This window comes from Brucella sp. GW823-FHT04E01, assembly GCF_058796175.1.
Window position 1 is genome coordinate 485,687 of sequence record NZ_JBXAIK010000001.1, and the last position, 10,637, is coordinate 496,323.

Below are 10,637 nucleotides of genomic sequence, written 5' to 3' on the forward strand. Positions count from 1 at the left end.
AAACGGTCAAGACAGACGATTTTTATCTCGCCAATCAGCGGGACTAAGCGACGTCACCCGTCGAAACTCGCGATTGAAGTTCGATTTGGTCTGAAATCCGGATTCAAACATTACAGCCGTTATAGAAGTGTCGGACTTTTGAAGCCGCCGACAAGCTTCGGCAATTCTATAGTCATTGATGAAGCGGGAAACATTCTTGCCTGTCAGCCGATTGATGGCTCCCGATATTTGACGTGTCGGAATGCAGGCGCGCCGCGCCAACCGCGATAGCGTCAGGTTCTCATCGAGAAAAAGTCTTTGTTCAGTCAAGAGCGCTTCGATCTTGTCCAGAACATTGCGATCCGCTTCCGCGTTTGGTTCGGGTGGTGCTGTTTCGAAATCCAGTTCCGGCGCGACTTTCGCGCGGGCTGCCACCAACGCTGTCAGGCCGATGAGAAACAGACCCAATAGATTGCCATTGCCGATGATCGCAGCCGCAGAATCGCCTTTCTGCCATTGGAAATCCAGAACCACCACCAGATCAAACAAGGCAGAAAGGCACAGCGATGCAGCAGCAATCACAAGAGCCCGATGCGCTGCCACCGCACTATCCAGGCGTGCCGCATCCAATGCATCTGGACCTGAGCGCCCAAGCAACAACAGGGCAAATGCATAGCCAACGTAAAGTCCAATCAGCGCCAGATCGATCAGACCCGGTGCAAAATATACAAGTGCAGCAACACCAAATGGCGGCAACACGTGAAACCAGCCAAGAACGTTATCGCCTGCTTCATCCCGATGGATCAGGCTTCTGAAACTCGTGAGCGTCAGCCCCGGCAAACAACTGGCCAGAACAGGTAAAACATAGCGGAGTTCCGTAACGCCATAGCCCCAGCGCAGTCCTACAATGAGGGATTGCAAGGCACTCAATCCCAACACGAAAAGGAAGGGGCGGTTCGCTCCGTTCCAACCGAAACGGTGCAGCAATACGGCCAGCAGTAACAGAAGCAAAAGTGTGGAGACGAATGGCAAAGGAATGAAAATCATAAAGCACACACGATCAATATGCAGACAACCGATCATGGCCGAAATCGCGATTAGAAACGACCTGAATCATGATTAAGGACGCAACTCTCGCGAAAACAGGTGACGTTTTCCGTGTTCTGTCAACCACGGGAGATAACCATGTTTCGTTTTCATATCGTCAGCGCCCTTCTCACCCTTTTTATCGCCGTACCCAGCCAGGCCCATGATGTCGGCCAGCGAGAAATCAAAATCAGCGGCGCTGAACCGGGCCGCAATCTTGAAGTCAGTGTATGGTACCCAGCCGCAATCGATGGCAAAGCTACCCTTATCGGGGACAATATAATTTTCAAAGGCGCTCCGGCTGTAATCGACGCCACACCGGAAAAGGGTAGCTTCCCACTGCTTGTCATGTCGCATGGCTCCGGCGGCCGCGCTCAGGGTATGGCCTGGCTTGCAACCGAACTAGTCAAGGCAGGCATTATCGTCGCGGCCCCCAATCACCCCGGCACGACCAGCGGTGATTCCACCCCACAAGACACGCCGAAAATCTGGCAACGCACAGGCGACCTGTCAGCAGTAATCGATACGATGACTACAGATCCCGCATGGAGCGGAATAATCGACAAAAACAAGATTAGCGTTCTCGGCTTCTCGCTCGGCGGCGCCGCAGCAATGGAAATTGCGGGGGCAAGAGCCAATCTCGAAGCTTATGCCCGTTATTGCGACACCTACGGCAAGTGGGACTGCGCATGGTATGCTGGCGGCATCGGCTACCGAGATGATAAGCAGATAAAAGTCGATAAAGTCGATCTGCGCTCAGTGGACAAGAGCCGCTTCGAGCAATCCAATCTCGACCGCCGCATCGCGTCAGCCATAATGATCGACCCCGGCCTCGCGCAAGCTTACGATGCACAAAGCCTTGCATCGATTTCAATTCCCATGAGCTTCATCAATCTTGGAGAAGTTGAGACAATCCCTACGGGAGTGGTTGCCGATAAGCTGGCATCGATCACACCGCAGGGAACTTATGTCACTGTCGCTGGCGCAACCCATTTCAGCTTTCTGCCCGAATGCAAGAAAGGCGCTGCAGACCGGCTCAAATCTGCGGGTGAGGTAGACCCCATTTGCAGTGACGATGCCCGCCGTCCGCGTGCGGACATCCACGCGGATATCACAAAGCTGGTTCTGAAAGCATTGCAGTCTATGCCCAAAACCTGAGATAACGAGAACATGACAAAGGCGGCATTTTTGCAATGCCGCCTTTGACTATTCTACGCTCAATCCTGCCAAGATTTAGGCTGAACCGTTCTCGCGCAATCCCCTAGAACTTGGACAGATCCTGATGCCTTGCCTTGATTTCACGCACCGTCTGCGAGCTTGAACGCATGACGATAGTGTGCGTCTGGATATAGTCGCGGGCAAACTTCACACCGGAGAGCATGTTGCCATCCGTCACGCCGGTAGCGGCAAAAAGAACGTCGCCCTTGGCCATTTCTTCCAGCGAATAGACCTTCTTCGGGTCCGCAATGCCCATCTTCGCGGCACGAGCAATCTTTTCATCGGTATTGAGCTGCAGACGACCCTGCATCTGGCCACCAATGCAGCGCAACGCTGCCGCAGCCAGAACGCCTTCAGGCGCGCCGCCAATACCGATATAGATGTCGATACCGGTTTCGTCCGGGTTGGTCGTATGCATCACACCGGCCACGTCACCGTCGCCGATGAGGCGGATGGCAGCGCCGGTCGCCCGCACTTCCTCGATCAAACGGGCATGGCGCGGACGATCCATGATGCAGGCGGTGATTTCATTCGGCTTCACGCCCTTCGCCTTGGCGACCGACATGATGTTATCCGTCGGGCTGGCATCAAGGTCCACGACGCCCTTCGAGTAGCCCGGACCAACGGCGATCTTTTCCATGTAGACATCAGGCGCATAAAGCAGATTGCCCTTCTCGGCGATCGCGATGACAGCAAGCGAGTTCGGCAGATTCTTGGCGCAAATCGTGGTGCCTTCCAGCGGATCAAGCGCGATATCGACGTCCGGTCCCTGCTTGGTGCCAACTTCTTCGCCGATATAGAGCATCGGCGCTTCGTCACGCTCGCCTTCACCGATAACAACCGTTCCGGCGATCGGAAGACGGTTCAATTCCTGACGCATGGCATCGACGGCGGCCTGATCAGCAGCCATTTCGTCGCCACGGCCACGCAGCCTCGCCGCGGCGACCGCTGCACGCTCGGCCACGCGGACCAGTTCGAGTGTGAGAATGCGATCCAGTCCGTGGGGGTGCTGCTCTGCGGTCTTGGCCATTTGAACAAAGTCCTGAATTCGAATTGCGTGGACGCGGCGCATGAAGCCCGCGATTGCCGCCTCTTATAGCGACACTGTGCAAACCTTTTGTCAAAGTCCCCCGCCCCCCGCAAGGGCGATAGAGCTAAAAACAATGTACGCTCAAACTCTTAATCGATTTAAGCTATACACGCTTCGTTTCATGCCCGGGCCGGATGTGAACGCTCACACCCGGCCAGAAGTTGCAGAAATTGTTAAACAACCAAAAGATGTTGCGGGCAATCAGCTTCCGATTCCATCAAAGAAAAACTCCGGAGTTTCCACTTCGACCAGCTTTTTTCTTTCGATCATCCAGAAACGGTTGCCGACATTGCGAACAAAACTGCGGTCATGCGAGACGATCAGGCTCGCCGCCTCGTTGCGCAGCAGTTCCACCTCCAGCGCTTCCTGACCTTCGATATCGAGATGATTGGTTGGTTCATCAAGAATATAGAAGTTCGGATTGGTCAGTCGCAGAACCAGCATGGCAAGTCGCGCCTTCTGCCCGCCAGACAAGCGTTCAAGCGGCTTGGCCTGCATTTCAAGCGTCATGCCCGCCCCGGCCAGCAAGGATCGCGTCCGCTGGTCGCCAATATCGAACCTTCTTGCAATCGTCTCGAATGGCGTCCAGTTCGAGCGAAGTTCCGACAGGGCCTGATCGCTATATCCAAGCACCAGTGACGGCGTTGCCTTGATACCGGCTTGTGCCTGATCCGGCGCAAGGATGGCCTCGCGCACGAGCGTCAGCAACCGGGTCTTGCCCATGCCATTGGCCCCCAGCAGAACAATTCGGTCACCGGGATTGATCCAAAGCTGTCCTGTCTTGAAGAGAAGTCGCCTATCGGGCGTGGCAATTTCGACCTGATCGAGAACAACCAGTGCCTTGGCGTGGCTGCCTCGACTGCTCAGTATGATCTTGCCGGCTGAGCGCTCCACATGCCCCGCCTTGGCGCTTTCCTCGATCTTGTCGGCCCGCGCTTTCAACTGCTTGGTCTTGATCACAAGCAGATCACTACCCGAATTGATGCCAATATTGTTGAGCTTCGCCGCCTGCTTGCGCAACTGCTGGACTGTTTTCATGTCCTTTTCAAATTGCCGGGCATCGGCCGCGTCGATTTCATCGAGCGCAACACGCGCCTGACTATATGGCAAGGCGAAAACCGGTGATTTTTCCGCCCGCAGAAACAGCGTTCGCTTCGTAACCGCATCCAGAAATGCGCGATCGTGACTGCTGACCACCACCGCAACCGAACGCGGCAGCGCATTCAGCCAGTCTTCCAGCAACCTCACTTTTTCAAGGTCCAGATGGTTGGTCGGTTCGTCGAGAAGAAGAACATCAGGTTCGGAAACCCAAGCGCGCGCCAGAAGTGCAAGCCGCTGCCAGCCGCCGCTCAACTGCCCGATGGAGCGCTGCCGCAGTTCTTCGGTGACGTTGAGGTCATCCAGCACGATATCGGCGCGCCAGCTTTCATAATCGCGCTCTTCTTCGTCAAGCCCATCCAGCACGACCTCATAGAAACTGCGGTTCAACAGGTTTTCGGGCACATACTGGCTGACATAGCCGATCTTCAACCCGCGCGACCGCGTGATGGTGCCAAGTGTCGGATCGCCCTCCCCGACAAGGAGACGCAGAAGACTGGTCTTGCCGCGCCCGTTGGCAGCGACGATGCCAAGCCGCTCGCCCTCGCCTATGACGAGATCGAGATTGGCAAACAGAGGTTCATGAAGGGTCAGGGAAAGATTCTGGATAGAAACAAGAGACATGGCAATCAGCCCAATTCTGCCACGCACGAATGTCCGGTTTCCAAACCGTGACACGAATAGATGTGCTGGCGAATGTCCGGCAGCGGTTCAACGACCGCGCCTTCAGGAAAAGGCAGAACAAGACAGTGATTTCAGTCTTTTTCCGCCCTGCACAAGTTACTTATGCAGGGCAAAATCGGGGCCGTGCTGACGGTGATGATCATGACGCGTCACATACATCATACAGCCCTCCTTTTCCTGTTTTGTCTCTTGAAACGAATAAAGCCGGATCAAATCCGACCCGGCTTTCATAACAAAGGTGAATCCAACCTGCAAGAGAGGCAGGCACGCCGGTTCTCACCCGGCGCGTTCGATGCGGATCATCTGCGGTTTATCGACCAGATGATCGTCCTTGAGGATTGCTTCCAGCGCTTTCTTGACGGCTGCTTCAGTCGTCTCATGCGTGACGAGGATGACCGTCTTGATGCCTTCGTTGGCTGCGCCATCCATTGGTGGACGCTGGACGATCGATTCCAGCGAAATATCGTTTTCAGCCATGCGCTTGGCAATGGCCGCAAAAGCGCCAATGCGGTCAAGGACGGTCAGACGGATGAAGTAACCGCCTGCATGCTTGCGCATCTTGGCCCGTTTGTAAGGCTGCAATGCCTTGGCAGGCGTACCGAACACAGGACCGTGCTGGAAACCCGGACGGCTCTTGGCGATATCCGCAACATCGCCGATCACGGCGGAAGCCGTCGCATTGCCACCTGCACCGGGACCGGAAAGCAAAAGCTCGCCCAGAAGATCGGTTTCGATTGCCACGGCGTTGGTGACGCCATGAACCTGCGCGATGACCGACGAGGTCGGCACCATGGTCGGGTGCACGCGCTGTTCAATGCCCGTATCGGTCTTCTGCGCGACGCCCAGAAGCTTGATGCGATAGCCGAGTTCATCAGCGGCGCGAATATCGGCCAGCGAGATATTGCTGATGCCTTCCAGATAGATATCGTCGGCAGCGATCTGCGTACCAAAGGCAAGGCTGGTCAGGAGCGCCAGCTTGTGCGCCGTATCATTACCTTCGATGTCGAACGTCGGATCAGCTTCAGCATAACCGAGGCGCTGCGCGTCCTTGAGACAGTCTTCAAACGAAATACCCTCTTCCCACATCCGGGTCAGGATATAGTTGCAAGTGCCGTTCATGATGCCATAGACGCGCGAAACCGTATTGCCGGTCAGCGATTCACGCATCGCCTTGATGACCGGAATGCCACCCGCAACAGCCGCTTCAAAATTGAGCAGAACGCCCTTGTCTTCGGCGATCTTGGCAAGCGCAACGCCATGGCGCGCAAGCAGGGCCTTGTTTGCGGTGACGACATGGCGACCGGCGCGCAGAGCTGCTTCCACGGAAGCCTTGGCCGGGCCGTCCTCACCGCCGATCAGCTCGACGAAAACGTCGATATCGGCAGATTTGGCCAGTTCCACCGGATCGTCGAACCAGGCAATACCGGAAAGATCGATACCGCGGTCCCGCGTGCGGTCGCGGGCACTGACCGCCGTAACCGTTACGGGCTTGCCGCATTGGCGCGTGAGCATTTCGGACTTGTCACGCAGGATACGCAACACCGAAGCACCAACGGTGCCGAGCCCGGCAACGCCGATCCGTAATGCATCACTCATTATATCGACCTTCTGTATGGAGTGGCTTATCGGGTGAGATGCCACGGGCTGCATGATGCCGCCCGTAGCCTTTTGAAATATTATCCGCGACGACCTTCGAGCGGTATCACATTCTGCAGGTTCTCATCCTTGGTGGAGAGGAACCGCTTGATGTTGCGCGCGGCCTGACGAATGCGATGTTCGTTCTCGACCAGCGCGATACGCACATAATCGTCGCCGTGTTCGCCAAAACCGATGCCCGGCGCAACGGCCACATCGGCCTGCTCGACCAGAAGCTTGGAAAATTCGAGCGAACCCAGTGGACGGAAGCGTTCAGGGATCGGAACCCAGGCGAACATGGTTGCCGCTGGCGGCGGAACATCCCAGCCCGCCCGACCGAAGCTTTCGACCAGCACATCGCGGCGCTGTTTATAGACATTGCGCACATAGGCGATGTCCGAACCGTCACCATTCAACGCTGCCGTCGCGGCAACCTGGATTGGTGTGAACGCACCATAGTCGAGATAGGACTTCACGCGGGTAAGAGCCGCGATCAGGCGCTCATTGCCAACCGCAAACCCCATGCGCCAGCCCGGCATGGAAAACGTCTTCGACATGGAGGTGAACTCCACCGCCACATCCATGGCGCCCGGCACTTCCAGCACCGACGGTGGCGGATTGCCATCGAAGTAGATTTCCGAATAGGCTAGATCCGACAGGATGACGATGTCATGCTTGCGCGCAAATGCGACGACATCCTTGTAGAAATCAAGCGTTGCTACATAGGCCGTCGGGTTGGACGGGAAATTCAGGATCAATGCGATCGGCTTCGGGATCGAGTGCTTCACGCCGCGCTCAAGTGTCGGAATGAAGGTATCATCCGGCTTGGCCTGAACTGAACGGATCACCCCGCCCGACATGATGAAGCCGAAGGAGTGAATCGGATAGGTCGGGTCCGGGCACAAAACCACATCGCCCGGCGCGGTGATGGCCTGCGCCATATTGGCGAAACCTTCCTTGGAACCGAGCGTGGCAACGACCTGCGTATCGGGATTGAGCTTCACACCGAAGCGGCGCGCATAATATTGTGCCTGCGCGCGACGCAGCCCCGGAATCCCCTTGGATGAGGAGTAACGATGCGCGCGCGGATCCTGCACGGCCTCACACAGCTTGTCGACAATGTTCTGCGGGGTCGGCAGATCGGGGTTGCCCATGCCCAGATCGATGATGTCGGCACCCGCCGCTCGCGCCGATGCCTTCAGACGATTGACCTGTTCAAAGACATAAGGGGGCAGACGACGGACTTTATGGAATTCTTCCGACATGATCCTGTTCCAGTGGAGGGTTGAACGTAATGGCGCGTATGCGCCGCAATGGAGCTATACACCTGTTCTCGAATCGGGTCGAGACGTGTTGCCGCGTCAAAGAACGCGGATTTCGTCTTTAGAGCACATCCCGAAAAGTGTGAAACGGTTTTCGGATAAGATGCGCGCCAAAAAACCAAGGAAGAGGATTTACTCTTCCCCGCTTTCGATCTGTTTCAGGGTAGCGTCCGTTTCCTGCTGCGCCTGCTGACGCAAGCTCGCAGCCTCGGCGGGCGTGAAGCCGGCGCCAGTGCCTCTGGATGCCGCCAGACGCGTGCGGTCGGCATCAAGCTTGGTTGTAAGCTGCTGCTTTTCTTCTGCGGTGATCTGCGTGGTCGCAGCCTTCGGCATATGGCCGAATGTGGGGAAAACACCGGTGCGCGAAGCACCTTCCTGCGGCGTACCCTGAAACTCTTTTCCGCCCGCGCATGCCGTGAGCATCGCCGCCGCCGTTGCTGCCAGCAAAAGATTGGCGATCTGCCGCGTGCGATTGGTCATGTTTCTGTTCCCGGTTAATGCCGCATAAGGTGCCGTTGGCCACAACACCAGACAAAGATAAAGCAATTGCGAAGGGATAGCACCAAGTCGAGGCACCCTGTCAACAAGTGAGTGATGTAAATCGGAAATTCGCCTTGCCGTGAAGCCGGATCAGGGCTCGCAGACTATCGTGCGCGACGGATAGGAACGGCGAATGTAACCAATGGTTACATAAAGTAATATTTCGTTATTGTCGAATATTCCGCACGGACTGCGAAGTCTTTTAACTCTAAATGTGCATCAATAGTTGCGCTCGGCGATTAAAAAACTTAAAAATTGGTAACCAATTGCCAATCAGGTGATTTGTCCAATACAGCGAAATGACAGTCATAACTCTGAAGTGACCATCATAACACGCTGATATTTCTGAATTTCTTTCCCGGCACGAACAGTCGGGAGCTGTGGGGACGATAGCCATCAGGGATGATGTCAGCCTCGCACGGGAGAGCCGATCTCCCGAAACCAGGTAGGCCCGAATGGATTCGGGTCGCCAAACTGGTCAGGGAAATCGAGCTGGAGCAGACTGTTGAAATTTGCGCATTCTACACACCGGACCACCGGCAGGTTTCTTTCAGGCAGCGTGGCTTTGCTTGCGCTTCTTGTCGCGTCCTGCACGTCAACCGGTACAGGCCTTGACGGCAAACCGCTCCAGATGACCTCTGCAACCGGTGGCTCCATGATTGCGGACACATTGCAAAGTGCCGCCGATCAGACAGCTGCCGCAGAAGCGACGGCTGCAACTCCGTCGACAGAAGAGAAAAAGGCCGAAGCCAAGCCGGGCGAAACTAAACCCGCCACAGTGGCTGAAGCGACAAACACCAATAATAAAGAGCAGGCAAAACCGGTCGAGACTGCAACGGCCACGGAACAACAGCCCGCACAGGTAGCAGCCCTCGCCCCGCAGCAGCCGAAGAGTTCATCGCTTTTCGGCATGTTCGGTGGCAACAAGCCCGCTGAACCTGAACCTGCGCAAGCCGCAGAACAACCTGCGGCAGCCGCTCCAGCCGAAACCACGAAAAAGCAGCAGGAACCGGCAAAGGACGAAAAGCCTGCCGAAGCTGCAGAAACACAGCAAACCGCAGCGGCAAAACCTGCCGAAGCTGAAAAGCCCGTTCAGGTCGCTTCATTGTTCGGCTCCACGAAGAGCGCTTACGCCTCGCCGCAGCGCCCAACGGCTTCGCAAGGCAGCATATCCCGACTTTTCTCGGACGAATCGACCGGAAAACGCTCAGACAGAACCGAAAACAAGAAGCTTGCTGTCGCCAAACCGGTTTCGCCATCTGCGAAGCATGAATACAATTATTCGCTGCCGGGCGTGCGCCCCAATGGCGGCGTTGAAATCAAGCATCGCAACAGTCTTTATGACGATAGCGATATTGACGCGAACGAAGATGATGAATTTGCGAGCGTAACACTTGCTTCGGCTCCGGGTCTTGCCCGCCTTGCGCCCAATGGCCTGAAAGTACAAAGACAGACCGTCGATGTTGCCTGTCTCAAGCCGCAACTCGTATCCATGCTGAAAACCATGGAGCGGCATTTCCGCCGTCCGGTAATGGTAACTTCGGGCTATCGCAGCCCGTCCTATAACCGGAAAGTCAATGGTGCCCGCAAATCGCTCCATATGATCTGTGCAGCCGCAGATATTCAGATCGACGGCGTTTCCAAGTGGGAAGTCGCTCGCTTCGCCCGGTCCATGTCGGGACGTGGCGGCGTCGGCACCTATTGCCACACGACTTCGGTTCACGTCGACGTTGGGCCGGAACGCGACTGGAACTGGCGCTGCAAGGGCTAAAAAAGAGGCGTCCCAAGGATACACGGAAGCCGGATCATATGATCCGGCTTTTTCTTTTGTCTTTATATTCAAGGAAATAAGGAATCCACCCGCCGAAGTTTCCCCCATTTTTGCAGTACATTCGATTTTTTTCAGAAAAGTGTTTTTTGGGGCTTGCGAGTCAGAACCTTCCTGAATATAAGCCCACTCACACCAGCAGGCGCCCATCGTCTAG

Annotated in this window: 8 protein-coding genes; 2 read left to right on the forward strand and 6 right to left on the reverse strand. The window is 55.9% G+C overall.

Annotated elements, in window-relative coordinates:
- Positions 1-6: 6 nt before the first annotated feature.
- Positions 7-1,026, reverse strand: a complete 1,020-nt coding sequence (locus tag AC1RHM_RS02545; RefSeq protein WP_010659882.1) for a helix-turn-helix domain-containing protein — start codon at positions 1,024-1,026, stop codon at positions 7-9.
- 138 nt (positions 1,027-1,164) lie between these two features.
- Between AC1RHM_RS02545 and AC1RHM_RS02550 the strand changes: the two genes are divergently transcribed.
- Entirely contained in the window at positions 1,165-2,223 is a 1,059-nt protein-coding gene (locus AC1RHM_RS02550) for an alpha/beta hydrolase family protein (protein WP_010659881.1), read from the forward strand.
- A 103-nt stretch (positions 2,224-2,326) separates the two neighbouring features.
- Here AC1RHM_RS02550 and glpX read toward each other — a convergent pair whose 3' ends face one another.
- From glpX to AC1RHM_RS02575, 5 genes are all read right to left on the reverse strand, one after another.
- Positions 2,327-3,313: a class II fructose-bisphosphatase gene (glpX, locus tag AC1RHM_RS02555; protein ID WP_010659880.1), complete on the reverse strand. Its 987-nt coding sequence runs from the start codon at positions 3,311-3,313 to the stop codon at positions 2,327-2,329.
- Positions 3,314-3,574: 261 nt separating this feature from the next.
- Positions 3,575-5,095, reverse strand: coding sequence for an ABC-F family ATP-binding cassette domain-containing protein (locus AC1RHM_RS02560; protein WP_010659879.1), 1,521 nt, complete (start codon positions 5,093-5,095; stop codon positions 3,575-3,577).
- A 336-nt stretch (positions 5,096-5,431) separates the two neighbouring features.
- On the reverse strand, positions 5,432-6,751 hold the full coding sequence (locus tag AC1RHM_RS02565; RefSeq protein ID WP_010659878.1) for a homoserine dehydrogenase: 1,320 nt from the start codon (positions 6,749-6,751) through the stop codon (positions 5,432-5,434).
- Positions 6,752-6,831: 80 nt separating this feature from the next.
- Positions 6,832-8,055 carry an LL-diaminopimelate aminotransferase gene (locus AC1RHM_RS02570; RefSeq protein ID WP_010659877.1) on the reverse strand — a complete coding sequence of 408 codons (1,224 nt, stop codon included), beginning with the start codon at positions 8,053-8,055 and terminating at the stop codon, positions 6,832-6,834.
- 189 nt (positions 8,056-8,244) lie between these two features.
- Positions 8,245-8,592: a hypothetical protein gene (locus AC1RHM_RS02575; protein WP_010659876.1), complete on the reverse strand. Its 348-nt coding sequence runs from the start codon at positions 8,590-8,592 to the stop codon at positions 8,245-8,247.
- Between the two features lie 565 nt (positions 8,593-9,157).
- Between AC1RHM_RS02575 and AC1RHM_RS02580 the strand changes: the two genes are divergently transcribed.
- Entirely contained in the window at positions 9,158-10,423 is a 1,266-nt protein-coding gene (locus AC1RHM_RS02580) for a YcbK family protein (RefSeq protein ID WP_010659875.1), read from the forward strand.
- The last annotated feature ends 214 nt before the right edge of the window (positions 10,424-10,637 follow it).